This is a genomic window from Caulobacter sp. GW821-FHT11A05, assembly GCF_058809015.1.
In genome coordinates this window covers 50,035-66,503 of sequence record NZ_JBXASF010000018.1, presented here as the reverse complement: position 1 = coordinate 66,503, position 16,469 = coordinate 50,035, and the positions used below count along the sequence as shown (strand labels likewise).

Genomic DNA, 16,469 nt, shown 5'->3' with positions numbered 1-16,469 from the left:
GCTGGGCCAAGCTGCGGAAGACGCGGGCAAGCGGGTCGCATCGAGGCTCGACGCGCCTTTGATCCACTTGCCCGCTTCGTCATTTCGCCGATTCAGATGCGCCAGCGGCGCATCGGCAAAGCTGACAGGAAGGGAAGCCCGCCGTCAGTTCCGGCGCAGCGAGGCTCGCTGCTTGTTTCCGGCCGGACTGCGGGTCGAGGATTTGCCCTGTCGGCGCGGCTCCGTCGCTTGACGGGTGGAGGCTGCCTTGGCGTGCTTGGCGTTCTGCTCACTTACATCGTCTGCGATCCCTTCCGGGTCCCATCCGGCCATGCCTTGCAGAACGCGGTCAGCATGTTTGATGGTGTTCACGTGGCCGTAGTGGTCCTCGATCATCTTGACCGATGTCCCCATTTGTTCGGCCAGGAAATACACGTCGACGCCTTCGCCAAGGCGGAATGTCGCGTAGGTATGGCGGAAGCTGTAGGTCGAGCGCAGCGTGCCGCCCGCGCCGAGGCGAAGGCCGGCGCGGGTCAGCAAATCATCGATGAGGTGCTTGTAGAGAGACTGGCTCGGCTTGCCGTCGATGGTCGTGAAAACGCGATCATCGGGCTGGGTCGCCTTCGAGATTTTGCGGATGCGTTCGAGGTAGTCGCCCACGCTCTTCGGGGCGACGAGGTTGCGTGATTTTCCCTTGCCCTGGACGAACAGCACGACGATCTCGCGGCCGTCGCGATCCTTCGCCGGCCCGATATCGCGCCAGCGCAGGTTCTTCAGCTCCGAAGGCCGCATGCCGGTGTTACAGGCAATGAGGATCATGTTGTACGTGACGGTGCGATACCACGTCGCCGGCGCGGCGTTGGGCTCGCCCGCCGTGTTCGATCCAATCCATTGGCGGCCGACGCTGTGCAGTTTGCGGTACTCTTCGACCGTGAACTCGTCCCGCCGCATCTTCTTGAGCTTGGGGCGTTCGTCGTAGCGCTGGCTTGCCGGGACGTAGCGCTTCTTGATCGCGAAGTTCATGATCGCGGCGAAAATCGACATTTCAAAACGAATGGTGGCGTCGCTGACGAACGGCACGGGCGCGGCGAGCTTGGATGCAATGGCTGCCTCCACGTCCGCCGTCTTCGACGGGCGGGCGCGGAAGCCCCGCGACGTGCGCGACTTCTCTCGCATCGCGCGTTCCTGAGCGACCAGCTTGCCGGCAAGCTCCGGCCCGACCTCGCGCACGCCGTTGCGGGCGCTGCGGCCCTCGCCGTTCTCGCGGCGCCATGCGGGATAGCCCTCCCAAAGCTCGTCGCCGATGCGGTGCACCTGCGTCGAGCCGACATAGTCGTTTAGCGTCTGCTCGATCACCGCCTGCATCTTGATGGGACGCATTTTGCTGATCTCGCCGCGCCGTGAGCGCGCCTCTTGCGTCGCCAGATACTCCCTCGCGACATCGCGGAACGGGCGATTGAAAATCGGCACGTCGTGCTTGATGGCGTAACGCACTTCGCCGTCCTGGTCCCACGCCAGCGAGCGGGCAGCATTGATATCGGGTGTCTTTAGGGAAACCGTCTTGTAGCGGTCCGCGCCCGCGACCCGGACGCGGCAGTACCAGTTCCGGTGCGCCACGTCGGCGCGGCGGAAAAGGATGAGGCCCGGTTTGAGTTCCTCTTTGTCGGTGACGAATGCCATAATTCCCCCCTGTGTAGAAACTGTGCAGGTCGCGGCGCTAAGTCATTGATTTGCCGTACCTGTGCAGGCCTTGTGTAGAGGATCATAGCAAAAATTGTTGAATGTTTCTAGTTATTTAGTAAAAGGCTCTCATCCCAGCGAAAGCGGGGACCCAGGCTTTTTTGTTTTCTGGGTATGCGGCGGGCAAACATCGCGGCCGAACCTGCGCTAAAAACACCTGGGTCCCCGCTTTCGCGGGGATGAGCGGAGTTTAGGGGCCCATGACGGACGAGCAGTTCATGCGGGCGGCCATCGCCGCGGCGAAGGTCAATCTCGGCAAGACCGCGCCCAATCCGGTGGTCGGCTGCGTGCTGGCGCGGGACGGCGTGATCCTGGCCACCGGCGCCACCGCGGCCGGCGGGCGGCCGCATGCCGAGGATCAGGCGTTGAAAGCCGCCGGCGAGGCCAGGGGCGCGACGGCCTATGTCACCCTGGAGCCGTGCGGCGCGCGGTCGTCCGGCGGGACCTCCTGCTCGGAGTTGCTGGTCGAGGCCGGCGTGGCGCGGGTCGTCATCGCCTGTGACGATCCCTCGCCGTTTGCCTCGGGGCGGGGGTCCGAGCGTCTGCGGGCGGCGGGAATCGCGGTCGAGGTCGGGCTGCTGGCTGACGAAGCGATGGTCGAACTCGACTACGCCGCCTGGTTCCTGACCCAAAAGGTGTAAGGCGAAAGTTAAGCAAGATCAGGCATCTGTGAGGGCCAATTGGAGCCCCAGCGCATGAGTGCCGCGCCGGCGTCCGGGCCCAGACGCCTGACGCAAGCCGATGTCGATCTGATCTGCGCCCGCCATGACCGCCTGTGGTCGGGCCGGGGCGGCGGCGCGCGCGCGGTGTTCAGCTTCACCGACCTGACCGGCCTGAACCTCTCCGGCCGCAATCTGTGCGACGCCGATTTCACCGGCGCCCAACTCAGCGAAGCCAAACTGGTCGGGGCCAAGCTCGACAACGCCAGCTTCTTCGGGGCCGACATGCAGGGGGCCGACTTCACCGAGGCCTCGCTGCGCCGCGCCGACCTGCGCGGCTCCTGCCTGCGCGGGGCCAACCTGTCGGGCGCCGACATGTTCGAGGCCGACCTGCGCGAGGGGGCCATCGCCGCCGCCGACGCGGAGAAGGGCCTGCGTATCCTGGAGCACGCCGTGCGGGCCGGCGACGCCCGCGGGGCCAACCTGTCCGGGGCGAACCTGGAGCGGTCGCGGCTGTCGGGTGTGGTGGCGGTCAAGGCCGACTTCAGCGACGCCATCCTGAAGGACGCCAAGCTGGTCCGCGCCAACCTCAAGCAATGCTCGCTGGGCGGGGCCGACCTGTCCGGGGCCGACCTGTCCGGGGCGGATCTGTCGGGCGCCGACCTGCACGACGCCATCCTGGTCGGGGCCAAGACCACCATGTGGAAGGTCGACGGCGCCGACATGAAGGGCGCCCTGACCGACAAGGCGGCGGGGGCCCCGGTCTCCGACCTGCCCTATGAGAAGATGATCCGCGACCACGCCCGCTGGTGCGAGACGGCCGGCGCGGCCGGGGCGCCGTCGAAGTTCGACGGGGCGGACCTGCGGGCCCTGGGCTCGCTGAAAGGGCTGAACCTCACCGCCCTGTCGGGCCGGGCCGCCGTCTTCTACGGCCTGAACCTGGAGGGGGTGCAGCTGCAGGGCGCCCACCTGGAGGGGGCCGACCTGCGCAACTGCAATCTGCGCCGCGCCGACCTGCGGGGCGCGCGGCTGGCCGGGGCCAAGCTGTCGGGTTCGGACCTGCGCGAGGCCCAACTGGGGCCGTTGATGATCACCGCCGACCGGCTGCTGCCGGTCGACCTGACCGGGGCCCAGCTGAAAGGCTCGGACCTGGCCCGCTCGGACATGCGCCAGGCGCGGCTGAACGGCGCCGATGTGTCGCGCGCCAACTTCACGGGCGCCCAGACCAAGGGCGCCGACCTGACCGACGCCATCCGGGCCGGGGCGCGGGGGCTGGACTGGAGTCCGCTGAACGCGCGCTGAGCCGATTAAGCTTAACGCTTCGGCGCCCAATGTTCGGCTAAACTCGGGCCCTTCTGATTCGGACCTTTCGGGGGGAAGGGCTTTGGTGACCTTGACCAACTCGCCGATGACCGGCCGGCGCCGCCTGACCCAGGGCGAGCTGGACATGATGGTTGCGGCCCATGAGCGTTTCCTGGAGGGCAGGCCGGGGGGCAAACGCGCCTCCCTGCGCTTCCTCAATCTGTCTGGCCTCGATTTCGCCGGCCGCAATCTCGCCGACGCCGACCTGTCGGCCTCGGTCCTCGACGGCGCCCGGATGATCCGCACCCGGCTGGACCGCTGCAACCTGTTCGGCTCGGACCTGCGCAAGGCCAACCTGACCCAGGCCTCGCTGGTGCGGGCCGACCTGCGCGGGGCCTGCCTGCGCGGCGCCAACCTGACCCAGGCCGACCTGACCCAGGCCGATTTCCGGGAAGGGCAGATCGCCATTCCGCATCCGCAGAAGGGTCTGAACAGCCTGCGCCAGGAGCCGCGCATCGGCTCGGCCGACGAGGCCATCTTCACCGGCGCCACCCTGGACGGCTCGAAGTTCCATGGCGTCTCCGCCTTCGCGGCCGATTTCACCGACTGCTCGCTGAAGGGGGCGACCCTGACCGGCGCCAACCTGAAGGACGCCAACCTGGTCGGGGCCGACCTGGCCGGGGCCAGTGTCGGGGGCTGCAACCTCGAGGGCGCCGACCTGTCGGGGGCGGTGCTGTCGGGGGTCGACACCTCGACGGCCAAGATGAGCGGGGCCAAGCTGGCCGGCTCCCTGTCGGGCCCGACGCGCGAGGCGCTGACCGCCGCCGTCGCCTGCCTGGAGCGGCTCAAGGCCAACCACGCCTGGTGTGAAACGGGCGGCAAGGAAGGAACCCCCGCCAAGATCGACGGCGCCGACCTGCGGCCGCTGGGCGAGGCGATGAAGGGGATGCGGCTGACGGCGCTCAGCGCCAAAGGCGCCTGCCTGGTCGGCATGAACCTGGCCGGGGCGCAGCTGCAGGGGGCCAACTTCGAGGGAGCGGACCTGCGTGGGGTCAACCTGCAGCGGGCTGACCTGCGCGGCGCCAAGCTGGCCGGGGCCAACATGACCAAGGCCGACCTGCGCGGGGCGGCGATCGGGGTGCTGCCCCTGGGCCCCGGCCGTGAGAGCCCGGCGACCTTGAACCAGGCCTGCCTGCGCTACGCCCACGCCCAATCCGCCGACCTGACCAGCGCCATCCTCGACGGGGCCGACCTGCGCGGCGCCAACCTGACGGGAGCCAGGCTGGTCTCGACCAGCTTCCGCGACGCCGACCTGGCCTCGGCGATTGGGCTACAGCAGCAGTAGGACGCCTTGTCGACGTCCAAAGAAAAAGGGCGGCGCTGGGGACGCCGCCCTTTCCTTGGTGAGGCCAGCCTTGGGGCTTAGGCGGCCTTGTCGCTCTCGATCAAAGTCGAGGCGGGGGTGGTGTTGATGGTCACGGTGCGGGGCTTCAGGGCTTCCGGAAGCTGACGCTCAAGGCTGATGGCCAGCAGGCCGTCAGCGAGGTTGGCGTCGGTCACCACCACATAGTCGGCGAGCTGGAAGCGGCGCTCGAAGTTGCGCTCGGCCAGGCCGCGATGCAGGTACTTGCGGGGCTCGTCGTTGGCCGCCTTGCGGCCGGTGACGGTCAGCAGGTTTTCCTTGACCTCGATGGCCAGTTCTTCCGGACGGAAGCCGGCGACGGCGATCTCGACGCGGTAGGCGTCTTCACCGGTGCGCTCGATGTTGTAGGGGGGATAGCCCGCCTGGCTGTCCTGAGCGGCCGCCGAATCCAGCAGGGTGGCGAGCCGGTCGAAGCCGACGACGGAACGGTACAGGGGCGAAAAATCGATCGTACGCATGGTCAGTCACATCCTTCTTTGCATAAGCAAGGTTGCGGTTTCCGAGCTCTCTGGACGACCCGAATGGCCTCGTCCGCGAACCCGTGAAGGCCCGATTGCGGCGCCTTCGAGGTCTAAATTGGTGAGCGCCTGTTTGGTTTCAAGGGGCAGGGGAACAGGGTTTCGCCGACCCAAATGGAGGGATAGGGTGCCGCTTCGTTTTCGGGGAGAGACGGCATGATCGCGCGACGCACGGCATTGGCTTTGATGGGGGCCACGGCCCTGGGCGGCGGGGCCGCCTTCGCCAAGGACAAGACCGACGAGGCCCTGAAGGCCGCCATCGCCGGGCCCCAGCGCGGCGCGGCGCATGTGGCCCGCGACCCGCACCGCCATCCCTACGACAGCCTGGTGTTCTGGGGGCTGAAGCCCAGGCAGACGGTGATCGAAATCAGCCCCGGCAGCGGCTACTGGACCGAGATCCTGGCCCCCTACGCCAAGGCCACCGGCGGGACCTATATCGCCGGCGTCGCCGACCTCGGTAATCCCGCCCTCTCGGAGGGGGCGAAGAAGGGCCGGGCCAGTTTCGAGGCCAAGTACGCCGACAAGGCGGTGTTCGGCGACATCGCCTACGCCAACTTCGGGCCCAAGTCGGCGCCGCTGGGAGCGCCCGGTTCGGCCGACCTGGTGATCACCGCCCGCAACGTCCACAACTGGCTGGGCGGCGGCATGCTGGACAAGGTGATGGCCGACTTCTTCGCGGTGCTGAAACCCGGCGGCATGCTGGGCGTCGAAGACCACCGGGCCGACCCGCTGCCGCAGGCCGACGGCGCGCCGACCGGCTACATGTCGACCGCCTTCGTCGTCGCGGCCGCCGAGAAGGCCGGTTTCAAGCTGGCGGCCAAGAGCGAGATCAACGCCAACCCCAAGGACGACAAGGATCACCCCTTCGGTGTCTGGACCCTGCCGCCGGTGCGGCAATCGGCCCCTCGCGGGCAGCCTGACGACCCCAGCTTCGATCACACGCCCTTTGATTCCGTTGGAGAAAGCGATCGCATGACGCTTCGCTTCGTGAAGCCGAAGTAGCCACGGGATTTTGACGCGGCCGCCCATAGCCGCTATGGGCACGTTCGCGAGCGCGGGGGCGATCCTTGAAGTGACGGTACGCATGCGTTCAGAACTCCTCCTTCCGTCGCGCCGGGCGCTGCTGGCCGGCGCGGCCGGCCTGGCCCTGGCGGGCTGCGGCCAGAAGAAGGAAGAGGCCCCCAAGGGCGATCCCAAAGCCGCCGAGATCGGCAAGGTTTCGACCATCGCCGACGCCGTGGCCGGCGACTGGCGGGCCGCCGCCGACAAGGCCCGCGACGCCTGGCGCCATCCGGTCGAAAGCCTCGCCTTCTGGGGCCTCAAGCCCGGCCAGACGGTGGTCGAGTTCTGGCCCGGGGCTGGCTGGTACACCGATATCCTGGCCCCCTTCCTCGATGCGACCGGCGGTAAGCTCTACGTCGCCAACCTGGAGGCGACCGACCCCCAGGCGGCCGAGGTGGTCGAGGCCTACAAGCGCAAACTGTCCGACAACAAGAAGGTCTATGGCGCCGTCGAGGTCACGGCCTTTGGCCCGACCAGCGGCCCAGTGGCCCCGGCCGGAACCGCCGATCTCGTGCTGTTCCTGCGCAATCTGCACAATTGGATGGCGGCCGGCATCGCCGACAAGGCCTTCCGCGACGCCTTCGCCGCCCTGAAGCCCGGCGGCCTGCTGGGCATCGAGGAACATCGCGGCATCCCGGGCGCTGTACAGGACCCGCTGGCCGCTGACGGCTATGTGCAGCAGGACTATGCAATCCAACTGGCGAAAGAGGCAGGATTCTTGCTGTTGGCCGACAGTGAGATCAACGCCAACCCAAAAGACGACAGAAAGCACCCCTATGGGGTATGGACCTTGCCGCCGACCAGACTGTCCGCGCCGCGGGGCCAGCCGCCCAAGGCGGGGTTCGACCACGCCAAGTATGATGCGATCGGCGAGAGCGACCGCATGACCCTCAAGCTTGTGAAGCCGAAATGACCGTCAGCCGCCGCGTCCTGTTCTTTGCCCCGCTCCTGACTGTGCCGTTGCTGGCCCAGCCGGCGGCGGCGGCGACGCGGGAGACCGACGTCTCCAAGGTGTTCGTCTTCCTCGACAACTTCCTGCGCATGACCCCGGCCGAGCAGGCCCGGCTGAAGGTCGACTTCTACCTGACCCAGAATGGCAATCCGCCCAAGGGCGTGAAGGCCTGGTGGATCGACAAGGACGGCAAGCGCACCGACGTGCCGATCGCCGCCGACGGCCGGTTCGAGAAGGAGCCGAACCTGCGCCAGCTGACCGACAAGTCGAAGATGGTCTTCGAAGGGCCCAGCGCCAGCGGCTATTCGGTGCGCATCGGCCTGGTCTGGGGCTCCAAGCCGGCGATCGAGATGGACGCCCACCAGGTGGCGGGCTGCCTCAACGACGCCAACGCCATCGTCAAGAAGGCGGCCGGCAAGTTCGGCCTGGTGGCTCCCCGGATGGTCCAGGTGGCCTTCCCGGGCGGCGGGGCCGGCACGGCGGTAATGGCCGACGGCAGGAGCGCGCCGCTGCCGATGTTCAAGGGCTCTCCGGCGTTCAACCCCACCGCCCTGTCCGGCGCCGCCAGGCTGCGCTTCACCAAGGCCCCGATGCGGATGGAATTCGCCGGACCGAAGCACTCGGGCGTGGTGTTTGGCTAACCTCCCTCCCCGAATTGGGGAGGGCAGACGCGCGGTTACGCGCGTCGGGTGGGGAAGTCGGTCACTGGCTTTTGAGGTGATGCGCTGAGAAGCCTTACCGGGCGGCGGTGGTTACCCACTGCCCCACCCGGCCTTCGGCCTGCCCTCCCCATTCGGGGAGGGAGGATCAGAGCTGCTCCTTGTAGCCGTCCAAAATCACCTCGTTGCTGACCGGCGGCTTGCCCAGGCCCAGCTGGTCCATGACCATTTCGGCGCCGCTGGGCAGCAGGGCTCGGTCGATCTGGGCGTCCGCCTCCCACAGCCGTGAGCGCATCAGCGCCTTGGGACAGTGCAGGAAGGCCTCCTCGACGGCGACGCGCAGCAGCAGCCGGGGCAGCTTGCCGAACTCGGGGAAGCGCGCCAGCAGGGCCGGATCGTCGGTGGCCGTGACACTGCCGTTGACCCGGTAGACGTCGTCGACGCCGGGGATCATGAACATCATGCCGATCCGCCCGGGACCGGCCAGCAGGCTGCGGATGACGTCCAGGCGGTTGTTGCCCGGCCGGTCGGGCAGGAACAGGGTCCGCTCGCCCTCCAGCTTGACGAAGCCCGGCTCGCCGCCGCGCGGGGAGACGTCGATGGCCCCGTCCGGTCCGGCCGCCGAGACGACGCAGAACGGCGACAGGGAAATGAACTTCGCGCCGTGCGGATCGACCCGGTCCAGCACCTTGGCCTTCACGATCGGGCTCATCGGCTTGTACAGGCGGTCGAGGTCTTCCAGCGTCAGGTCGGCCATCTGCGTCTCCTGTTGCGAATGAGTCTCAGCGTAAGCGAAAGTGTCGCCCCCGTCACTTTTTTATCGGCTCAAACCGCTGTTCGCTTGCCCGGACTGCGGGGCCAAGCTATCGCTTTGCCGCCGGACAACTAGGGAGAGCGGCTATGACGACTCTGCAAGAAGTGACTGATCGCGTGAAGGCCGCTGTTGGCGAGGACTCGGGCCTGGGCAAGAGCCTGAAGTTCGACCTGAAGGGCGACGGTTTCATCCACATCGATGGCGGAACGGTCACCAACGAAGACGCGCCTGCCGACCTGACCATGACCATTTCGCTGGCCGACCTGCTGGAAATGGGCGCGGGCAAGCTGGACGCCACCATGGCCTTCATGAGCGGCCGTCTGAAGCTGTCCGACATGGGTCTGGCCATGTCGCTGCAGCCGAAGATGGGCGCCCTGTTCGCGCGCATGCAGTAGGCGCCGGACCGCATTTGAGTTTCGCGGGCGGCGCGGAGGGGGTGACCCTTCCGCGCCGTTCTGCTTTCTTGGTTCAGGGGAGGCCGGGGGGCGTTCCGCCATGAGGCATTCGATGACCACCACCCGCCGCGCCGCCCTGACGGGCCTGATCGCCCTGCTGCCGCTCGGTTTTGCCGGGCAGGCCTTCGCCAAGTCGAAGGCCATCGAGATCGGCAAGCTGTTTCCCTATCTCGACCTGTACCTGGGCATTCCGGCCGCCGACCGCACCCGCTTCACCATGGCCTATTTCTACAAGATGGAATCGGGCGGGCCGCTGACCCTGACCCTGGTGGCCGCCGACGGGACACGCACGCCGCTGCCGCTGGGCGCCGACGGGCGGGTGATGCGCCTGCCGACCCTGGCCGACATCAAGGCCAAGGCCAAGATCGAGATGGCCGCGCCGGAAAACTCGAAATTCAAGGGCGAGCTGGCCATGCTGGCCAAGGTCGCCCCGGCCGCGACGCTGAGCGCCACCGACCTGGCCGCCGCCGTCAGCCAGTGCCAGGCGGCCATCAAGGCCAAGGCCGGGCTGATCGGTTTCGCCGCCCCGAAGATCAAGCGGGTGGTGCTGCACGGGGCCGGCTCCGGCACGGCGATCGACGCCAAGGGTGTCGCCAAACCCTTGCCGATGGCCAAGATGGGCCCCGCCTATGACCCCGAACTGATGCCGGGCGTCGTCACCCTCAAGCTGGCGCGCGCGCCCAGCCGCATCGAACTCGACGAGCGCCCGAAGAAATGACCCTGGCCGCCCCCCTGCTCGACATTCCAGAGGCCCCGGTCCCGCCGAACGGCGTGGCCGAATGGTTTCGCGGCGCGGGCGGGGCGCGGCTGCGCGGGGCGATCTTCACGCCGGACGGCCCCCCTTCTTCTGGAGCGACGAGGGGTTCGGTGCTGCTCAGCCCGGGGCGGTCGGAGGTCATCGAGAAGTATTTCGAGGTGGTCGCCGAGCTGCAGGCGCGGGGCTTCGTCGTCGTGGTCCACGACTGGCGCGGGCAGGGGCTGTCGCACCGGCTGCTGCCCGACCCGCTGAAGGGCCATGCGTCGGGCTTCGCCGACTTCGTCACCGACTACGGCTGCCTGATAAACCACTTCGAAGGCCGGATGCCACGGCCCTGGCTGGCCATGGGCCATTCGATGGGCGGCTGCCTGACCACCCTGGCGCTGGCCCACGGACATGCCAGGCAGTTCGTCGGAGCCTTCCTGTCGGCCCCGATGCTGGGGCTCCAGACGCCGGGCCGGCCGAAGGGCGTGACGCAGGCGCTGGCCTGGTTGATGGCCCGGGTGCAGGGCGGAAACTACATCCTGGGCAACCCCGGCGATCCGCATGGCGGGCCGTTCGAAGGCAACATCCTGACCCACGACCCCGCCCGCTACGCCCGCACCCTGGCGCAGCTGAAGGCCTGCCCCGAGATGCGGCTGGGGGCCGGCACCTGGCGCTGGCTGGACTTCGCTTTCAGCGCCTCGCGCTGGCTCAGGCGGGACCCGCGGGTGGCGGCGATCGACATTCCGGTGCTGGCGCTCGGGGCGGGGGCCGAGGCCCTGGTCGACAACGGCGACCAGCAGGCCGTGGTCGCCCGCATGCTCAAGGGCGAATGGCGCGAGATTCCTGGCGCCTTCCACGAACTGCTGCAGGAAACCGATGACATCCGCGGCCAGGTCTGGGCGGCCTTCGACGGGTTCGTGGATCGACTGATCCCGAAGGCCTAGTGGGCTGACCGCTTCAGGGTGACCAGCGCCGCCTCCAGGCAGGCGCGGTCGCCGGCGAAGGCGAACTGGCCGCCGTCCGTGCGGGCCGGGCTGCCGTCCCATTGGGTGACGATGCCGCCGGCCCCTTCGATGACCGGGATCACCGCCTCGACGTCCCAGACCTTCAGGCCGGTGTCGAGGGCCAGGTCGATCTTGCCCATGGCGACCATGGCGTAGCCATAGGCGTCGAGGCCGAGGCGCGCCAGCCGGGCCGTGGCGCGCACCTGGGTCCAGGAGCCGAGCTCGGGGCCAGTCAGGATGGCCGGGTCGGTAGTGCAGATGATGGCCTCGGTCAGTTTCGGGCAGGGGCGGACGCGCAGCGGCGTCGACTGCCCCCGGGCCATCAGCCGCGAGCCGGTCGCCGCCCCGCCGATGTAGAGCTCGCCGATGTAGGGCTGGCCGATCGAGCCGAGCACGGGGCGGCCCTCATGGCGCAGGCCGATCAGTGTCGTCCATAGCGGCAGGCCGGCGATGAAGGCGCGGGTGCCGTCGACGGGGTCCAGCACCCAGACGAAATCGGCATCGGCGCGCTCCTCGCCGTATTCCTCGCCGATGATGCCGTGGTCCGGATAGCGGTCGTTGATGAGGGCGCGGATGGCCCGCTCGGCGGCCTTGTCGGCCTCGGTGACCGGATCGAAGACCGTGCCCGGCGGCCCGGCCAGACCCTTGTCCTCAAGGCCGTGATCGGCCCGGAACAGCGGCAGGATGGCGGCGGCGGAGGCGCGGTTGAGCTCGACCAGGAAGGCGTCGAGTTCGGCGAGCAGGGCAGGGGAGAGGGCCATGGGGCGGAGGGGTAAGCCGCCGCCGTTTGGTAGGCAAGCCGGATAATCCCCACCGTCAGAAGACGATAATCCGGAAACACTATATAGATTTTCGGACAACGAGCCGCGCTTCGCCCGCGCAGATCAGCCATCGAAAATCTATATAGTGTCCCCGGATTATCGGGCGCCGTCGGTTGCGGTTCGACCGCGGACGACGCCCGACCTCCGCCTACTTGCCGGTGAGTTCCTTCACCAGGTTCGTCTGCCCATACACCTTGGTCAGCGCCTCGGTGATCGCCGCCGTCGAGACCACCACCGTCCGGTTGACCGTCCCATCATAGCCGTACGCCCCGCCCAGGCTGTGGATGTTGCCGTCGAAGGCGGCGCCGATCACCTGGCCCTTGGCGTCGATCACCGGCGAGCCGGAGTTGCCGCCAATGATGTCGTTGGTGGTGGCGTAGTCGAACACCGTCTCGGCGTTCAGCGACGCCTTCTTGTCGAGCCAGTTTTTCGGCAGGGCGAAGGGGGCCTCGCCGGTGGCGCGGTCGAAGGTCCCGCCGATCTTGGTGAAGGCCGGCACGGTGGTCCCACGCCAGGTCCAGCCCTGAACCTTGCCGTAGCTGAGGCGCAGGCTGAAGGTGGCGTCCGGATAGACGCTCTCGCCGTAGACCGCGAAGCGGGCCTGGGCGATGCGCTCGGCGGCGGAATCGACCGGCGCGGTGACCTGGCTTTCCCAGACCTTCTTCAGCGCCCGACCCTGGCCCTCGGTGGCCAGCACGAACTGGATCATCGGATCGTCGCTGGCTTCCAGGGCCGGCAGGCCGCCGTCCCACAACGCCTTGCGCAGGGCCGGATCGCCCAGCTTGCTGCCGGAGACCAGGCGGGCGGCCAGGCCCTGCGGGCTTTCCTTGCCGAGGATCTTCTTCACGCCGGGATGGTCGACGGTCAGGTATTCGCGGGTCTTCAGCAGCCAGTGCTCGAGCTTCAGCTGGTCGATGGGGGCGACGACCGGGTTGGGCGCCAGGACGCCGCGTTCCATGCGGGCCAGGGCCGCGTCGCTGTAGTCGGCCGAGCGCTCGGCCGCCGGCTTGGCCTTCTCGCGGCTGGCGCGGACCAGGGTCTGGGCCCAGTTGTAGAGGCGGGCGCCGCCGCCGGCCTCGGTCTCCAGCTGACGATATTCCAGCCAGTTATCGCGGTAGGCGACCTGCGCCTGTTCGACGTCGGCCCAGGGATCGCCGAGCTTCGCCGACAGGGCCGGATCGGCCTTCACCTTGGCCCGCAGCTCGGCCTCGGCGGCCCGCTTGGCGTCCATGAAGCCCTTGTCATTGAGGGTCAGGAAGCGGCCGTAATAGACCTTGAAGCCGTTCTCGAGCCCGAACAGGGCGTCGCCGGCGACCCGCTTCTGCTCCTCGCCGCCCTTGGCGTACTCGAGGTAGCGGCCGCGCAGTTCGGAGCGCTGCAGCTGGCCGATCGGGATGGTCAGGTCGCGCTGGGTCTCCAGCTGCGAAACGGTCAGCAGCCGCTCGGTGGAGCCAGGGTTGCCGACCACGAAGGTCGGGTCGCCTTCCTTTGGCGCGGATGCGTTCCACTTGAGGAAATGCTTGCTCTGCACGGGTTTGCCGTCGGCGCCGTAGGCGCGCAGGAAGGCCGCGTCCAGGTCGTAGCGGGGGAAGTTGAAATTGTCCGGGTCGCCGCCGAAGAAGGCGATGTCGAACTCCGGCGCGAAGACCAGGCGCACGTCGGTGTAGCGCTGGAATTTGTAGACCTTGTACTGGCCGCCCCGGTAGAGGCTGATGGCCTGGCAGCGGACGCCGGCCTCGGCCCCGCAGACGTTTTTCTCGGCGGCGCTGGCGGCGGCGTCGCGGGCTTTCACGAAGTCCTCGCCCGTCTTGCCGGCCCCGGCGGCGCGCACCTCGGCGGTGACGTCGGTGATGGAGAGCAGCACCTCGGCCGTCTGGCCCGGGCACTTCAGCTCCTCCTCGCGCAGGTTGGCGCGGAAGCCGTTCTTCACATAGTCGGTGGTCGCCGAGCTGAGGGCGCTGGTGCAGCCGACCACGCAGTGGTTGTTGGTCAGGATCAGCCCGTCCTTGGACACGAAGCTGGCCGAACAGCCGGCGATGCGCACGGCCGACAGTCGCACATGGTCCAGCCACTTGGCGTCCAGCTTGACGCCGTATTCGCTTTCGATCTTGGCGGTGGGCAGGTTGTCGAAGGTCCACATGCCTTCGTCGGCCAGGGCGGGGGTGGCGGCGCCGGCGGCGCAAACGGTGGCGGCGGCGATGCCGGCCATCAACGCGATACGGGTCATAAACGCTCTTTTCTCTGAGGATTGACGGCAGTTTCGTGCGTCTTCCTGCGGCAATAGCGCGCTGGCCTGCCCTCTGGCTAGTTTCTCCGGCTGGCCTTACCCCGATTTAACTTGGACGGATGCGTTGCTTGCGTTCATACCCGCGTTCAGTTCGGGAGGGTTGCAGGCGCCTATGTCGCTCGCTTTGGCTACGCTGATCTACGAATGGCGCCGCTACATGGCCGCCGTCATCGCCCTGGCCTGTTCTGGCCTGCTGGTGCTGTTTTTCATCGGCATGTTCATGGGTATCGGCAAGGGTTTCACCGCCCAGATCGACCGCGCCCGCGCCGACATCATGGTGCTGGGCCCCGGGGCCACGGCGCTGTTCAACGGCGGCCCGTCCGGCCTGCCGCGCCGCCTGATGCCGATCGTCATCGGCCATCCCGAGGTGGTGCAGGTGGCCCCGATCGACGGCTCCGGCGGTCGCTTCCAGAACATCACCGAGATCGATCCCACGGCGCCGCCGGGAACCGTGCCGAAGAACCGCAAGATGGAGTTCGTCAGCGTCAACATCATCGACGCCATCCCCGGCTATGTGACGGTGCCGACCGACTACACCAACGACATGGTCGAGACCCTGCGCCAACCCTACACCGTGGCCATCGACCAGACGGCCCTGAAGCGGCTGGGCGTCAAGCTGGGCGACAAGGCCATCTACAACGGCAAGACGGTGACCGTGGCCGTGGTCACCACCGGCTATCCCAACATGATGCAGCCCACCGTGGTGATGTCGCGCGACACCCTGCGCCTGCTGGGCGAGGCCGACACCGGCCCGCGCGTCGCCCCGCTGATGGTCCAGATCGCCGACCCGGCCCGCGCCGACATCGTCGCGGCCCAGCTGAACAAGCTGGGCGACGGCAAGTTCAAGGCCTGGACCCGCGCCGAACTGGCCGAGGCCAACGAGGGCGCCCTGTTCAAGGAAAGCTTCATCGCCATCATCCTGATCGCGGCGGTGATCATCTCCGGCTTCATCGGGGTGGTGATCACCTGGCAGACCCTGCGCGGGGCGATCATGGCCAACATCAAGGAGTTCGCCTCACTGCGAGCCTTGGGCGTGTCTATGGGCAGCCTGCGGGTCATCGTCATGGAGCTGAGCTTCTGGGTCGGCGTCGTCGGCATCCTGATGTCGCTGCTCCTGACCTGGGGGGTATCGCTGCTGGCGGCCATGGGCGCCCTGCCGATGGCCTTCCCGCCGACCATCGTCATCGCCGTTTCCATCTTCCTGCTGCTCATCGCCATGCTGTCGGGCCTGCTGTCCCTCGGCGTGCTCAAGAACAGCCAGCCCGCGGACCTGCTGCGATGAGCGCGAAGAGAAAGACCAGCAACACGCTGGGCACGGTCGCCCTCAAGGCCACCGGCATCGTCAAGCGGTTCAAGACCGGCAAGACCTTCATCGAGGTGCTCAAGGGGATCGACTTCGACGCCCGCCACGGCGACGTGACCATGGTCATGGGGCCTTCCGGCTCGGGCAAGTCGACCCTGGTGGCGGCGCTGTCGGGCCTGCTGGAGCCCGACGAGGGCAAGGTCTCGGCGCTTGAGGCCAAGAGCCTGTGGGACATGTCGTCCGGGCGGATCGACAAGTTCCGGCTCGACCACTGCGGCTTCATCTTCCAGGGCTTCAACCTGTTCCCGGCCCTGACCGCCAAGCAGCAGGTGATGGCCGCCCTCAAGTACCAGGGCGCCTCGCCGGCCGAGGCCAGCCGCCGGGCGCTGCTGGCGCTCGACGAGGTCGGCCTGACGCCCAAGATCAACCAGCGGCCCTCCGAGCTGTCGGGCGGTGAGAAGCAGCGGGTGGCCATCGCCCGCGCCCTGGCCAAGAATCCCGACCTGATCTTCGCCGACGAGCCGACCTCGGCCCTCGACGGCCAGAACGGCCAGGTCGTCATCCGCCTGTTGCGCCGCGCCGCGACCGAGCATGGCGCGGCGGTGATCTGCGTCACCCACGACCCCCGCCTGGAGGCCTATGCCGACCGGGTGATCCACATCGAGGACGGCAGGATCCTGGACGACGTGCGCCGCACGCCCGATCCCAATCCGCCGTCGCTCTCGCACTGATTTTTCAAGGACGACCCC

Annotated in this window: 16 protein-coding genes; 11 read left to right on the top strand and 5 right to left on the bottom strand. The window is 68.0% G+C overall.

The window, feature by feature from the left end; genetic code table 11:
• Positions 1-144 precede the first annotated feature (144 nt).
• Positions 145-1,659: a tyrosine-type recombinase/integrase gene (locus tag AC1RSK_RS21155; protein ID WP_492909666.1), complete on the bottom strand. Its 1,515-nt coding sequence runs from the start codon at positions 1,657-1,659 to the stop codon at positions 145-147.
• Between the two features lie 260 nt (positions 1,660-1,919).
• Between AC1RSK_RS21155 and AC1RSK_RS21150 the strand changes: the two genes are divergently transcribed.
• From AC1RSK_RS21150 to AC1RSK_RS21140, 3 genes are all read left to right on the top strand, one after another.
• Positions 1,920-2,360, top strand: a complete 441-nt coding sequence (locus tag AC1RSK_RS21150; protein ID WP_492909665.1) for a bifunctional diaminohydroxyphosphoribosylaminopyrimidine deaminase/5-amino-6-(5-phosphoribosylamino)uracil reductase RibD — start codon at positions 1,920-1,922, stop codon at positions 2,358-2,360.
• A 54-nt stretch (positions 2,361-2,414) separates the two neighbouring features.
• Positions 2,415-3,680 carry a pentapeptide repeat-containing protein gene (locus tag AC1RSK_RS21145; RefSeq protein WP_492909664.1) on the top strand — a complete coding sequence of 422 codons (1,266 nt, stop codon included), beginning with the start codon at positions 2,415-2,417 and terminating at the stop codon, positions 3,678-3,680.
• An 85-nt stretch (positions 3,681-3,765) separates the two neighbouring features.
• A complete protein-coding gene (locus AC1RSK_RS21140) occupies positions 3,766-5,025 on the top strand; it encodes a pentapeptide repeat-containing protein (RefSeq protein WP_492909663.1) in 1,260 nt (419 codons plus the stop codon).
• A gap of 77 nt (positions 5,026-5,102) precedes the next feature.
• Here the strand turns inward: AC1RSK_RS21140 and AC1RSK_RS21135 are convergent, their stop codons facing one another.
• On the bottom strand, positions 5,103-5,561 hold the full coding sequence (locus AC1RSK_RS21135) for an Hsp20 family protein (protein WP_492909662.1): 459 nt from the start codon (positions 5,559-5,561) through the stop codon (positions 5,103-5,105).
• 216 nt (positions 5,562-5,777) lie between these two features.
• On the opposite strand from AC1RSK_RS21135, the gene AC1RSK_RS21130 reads away from it, so the two are divergent.
• The 3 genes from AC1RSK_RS21130 to AC1RSK_RS21120 all read left to right on the top strand — a co-directional run bounded on the left by AC1RSK_RS21130 (position 5,778) and on the right by AC1RSK_RS21120 (position 8,276).
• Positions 5,778-6,623 carry a class I SAM-dependent methyltransferase gene (locus AC1RSK_RS21130; protein WP_492909661.1) on the top strand — a complete coding sequence of 282 codons (846 nt, stop codon included), beginning with the start codon at positions 5,778-5,780 and terminating at the stop codon, positions 6,621-6,623.
• Positions 6,624-6,705: 82 nt separating this feature from the next.
• Complete coding sequence (locus tag AC1RSK_RS21125; RefSeq protein WP_492909660.1) at positions 6,706-7,596, top strand: class I SAM-dependent methyltransferase; 891 nt, start codon at positions 6,706-6,708, stop codon at positions 7,594-7,596.
• Positions 7,593-8,276 carry a hypothetical protein gene (locus AC1RSK_RS21120; protein WP_492909659.1) on the top strand — a complete coding sequence of 228 codons (684 nt, stop codon included), beginning with the start codon at positions 7,593-7,595 and terminating at the stop codon, positions 8,274-8,276. The genes AC1RSK_RS21125 and AC1RSK_RS21120 overlap by 4 nt, the downstream gene beginning before the upstream one ends.
• A gap of 166 nt (positions 8,277-8,442) precedes the next feature.
• Here AC1RSK_RS21120 and AC1RSK_RS21115 read toward each other — a convergent pair whose 3' ends face one another.
• A complete protein-coding gene (locus AC1RSK_RS21115; protein ID WP_492909658.1) occupies positions 8,443-9,051 on the bottom strand; it encodes an MSMEG_1061 family FMN-dependent PPOX-type flavoprotein in 609 nt (202 codons plus the stop codon).
• 143 nt (positions 9,052-9,194) lie between these two features.
• On the opposite strand from AC1RSK_RS21115, the gene AC1RSK_RS21110 reads away from it, so the two are divergent.
• The 3 genes from AC1RSK_RS21110 (at position 9,195) to AC1RSK_RS21100 (ending at position 11,249) form a co-directional block, all read left to right on the top strand.
• Positions 9,195-9,503, top strand: a complete 309-nt coding sequence (locus AC1RSK_RS21110; RefSeq protein WP_492909657.1) for an SCP2 sterol-binding domain-containing protein — start codon at positions 9,195-9,197, stop codon at positions 9,501-9,503.
• 112 nt (positions 9,504-9,615) lie between these two features.
• Complete coding sequence (locus AC1RSK_RS21105) at positions 9,616-10,281, top strand: hypothetical protein (RefSeq protein ID WP_492909656.1); 666 nt, start codon at positions 9,616-9,618, stop codon at positions 10,279-10,281.
• A complete protein-coding gene (locus AC1RSK_RS21100) occupies positions 10,278-11,249 on the top strand; it encodes an alpha/beta fold hydrolase (protein ID WP_492909655.1) in 972 nt (323 codons plus the stop codon). The genes AC1RSK_RS21105 and AC1RSK_RS21100 overlap by 4 nt, the downstream gene beginning before the upstream one ends.
• On the opposite strand, the gene hisN is transcribed toward AC1RSK_RS21100, so the two are convergent.
• Positions 11,246-12,070, bottom strand: coding sequence for a histidinol-phosphatase (gene hisN, locus AC1RSK_RS21095; protein ID WP_492909654.1), 825 nt, complete (start codon positions 12,068-12,070; stop codon positions 11,246-11,248). The two genes, AC1RSK_RS21100 and hisN, sit on opposite strands and share 4 nt — an antisense overlap.
• 208 nt (positions 12,071-12,278) lie before the next feature.
• Positions 12,279-14,357: a S46 family peptidase gene (locus tag AC1RSK_RS21090; RefSeq protein WP_492909653.1), complete on the bottom strand. Its 2,079-nt coding sequence runs from the start codon at positions 14,355-14,357 to the stop codon at positions 12,279-12,281.
• A gap of 172 nt (positions 14,358-14,529) precedes the next feature.
• Here AC1RSK_RS21090 and AC1RSK_RS21085 point away from each other — a divergent pair, with 172 nt between their 5' ends.
• Positions 14,530-15,699, top strand: a complete 1,170-nt coding sequence (locus AC1RSK_RS21085; RefSeq protein ID WP_492909652.1) for an ABC transporter permease — start codon at positions 14,530-14,532, stop codon at positions 15,697-15,699.
• Positions 15,696-16,451, top strand: a complete 756-nt coding sequence (locus tag AC1RSK_RS21080) for an ABC transporter ATP-binding protein (protein ID WP_492909651.1) — start codon at positions 15,696-15,698, stop codon at positions 16,449-16,451. Before AC1RSK_RS21085 ends, AC1RSK_RS21080 begins: the two co-directional genes overlap by 4 nt.
• Positions 16,452-16,469: the final 18 nt, after the last annotated feature.

Excerpts from the sequence above, each read along its gene's own strand:
- AC1RSK_RS21090 (WP_492909653.1), bottom strand. The coding sequence starts at position 14,357 with ATGACCCGTATCGCGTTGATGGCCGGCATCGCCGCCGCCACCGTTTGC.
- AC1RSK_RS21150 (WP_492909665.1), top strand. The coding sequence starts at position 1,920 with ATGACGGACGAGCAGTTCATGCGGGCGGCCATCGCCGCGGCGAAGGTC.
- AC1RSK_RS21135 (WP_492909662.1), bottom strand. The coding sequence starts at position 5,561 with ATGCGTACGATCGATTTTTCGCCCCTGTACCGTTCCGTCGTCGGCTTC.
- AC1RSK_RS21100 (WP_492909655.1), top strand. The coding sequence starts at position 10,278 with ATGACCCTGGCCGCCCCCCTGCTCGACATTCCAGAGGCCCCGGTCCCG.
- AC1RSK_RS21105 (WP_492909656.1), top strand. The coding sequence starts at position 9,616 with ATGACCACCACCCGCCGCGCCGCCCTGACGGGCCTGATCGCCCTGCTG.
- AC1RSK_RS21115 (WP_492909658.1), bottom strand. The coding sequence starts at position 9,051 with ATGGCCGACCTGACGCTGGAAGACCTCGACCGCCTGTACAAGCCGATG.
- AC1RSK_RS21120 (WP_492909659.1), top strand. The coding sequence starts at position 7,593 with ATGACCGTCAGCCGCCGCGTCCTGTTCTTTGCCCCGCTCCTGACTGTG.
- AC1RSK_RS21130 (WP_492909661.1), top strand. The coding sequence starts at position 5,778 with ATGATCGCGCGACGCACGGCATTGGCTTTGATGGGGGCCACGGCCCTG.
- hisN (WP_492909654.1), bottom strand. The coding sequence starts at position 12,070 with ATGGCCCTCTCCCCTGCCCTGCTCGCCGAACTCGACGCCTTCCTGGTC.
- AC1RSK_RS21145 (WP_492909664.1), top strand. The coding sequence starts at position 2,415 with ATGAGTGCCGCGCCGGCGTCCGGGCCCAGACGCCTGACGCAAGCCGAT.
- AC1RSK_RS21085 (WP_492909652.1), top strand. The coding sequence starts at position 14,530 with ATGTCGCTCGCTTTGGCTACGCTGATCTACGAATGGCGCCGCTACATG.
- AC1RSK_RS21080 (WP_492909651.1), top strand. The coding sequence starts at position 15,696 with ATGAGCGCGAAGAGAAAGACCAGCAACACGCTGGGCACGGTCGCCCTC.
- AC1RSK_RS21125 (WP_492909660.1), top strand. The coding sequence starts at position 6,706 with ATGCGTTCAGAACTCCTCCTTCCGTCGCGCCGGGCGCTGCTGGCCGGC.
- AC1RSK_RS21155 (WP_492909666.1), bottom strand. The coding sequence starts at position 1,659 with ATGGCATTCGTCACCGACAAAGAGGAACTCAAACCGGGCCTCATCCTT.
- AC1RSK_RS21110 (WP_492909657.1), top strand. The coding sequence starts at position 9,195 with ATGACGACTCTGCAAGAAGTGACTGATCGCGTGAAGGCCGCTGTTGGC.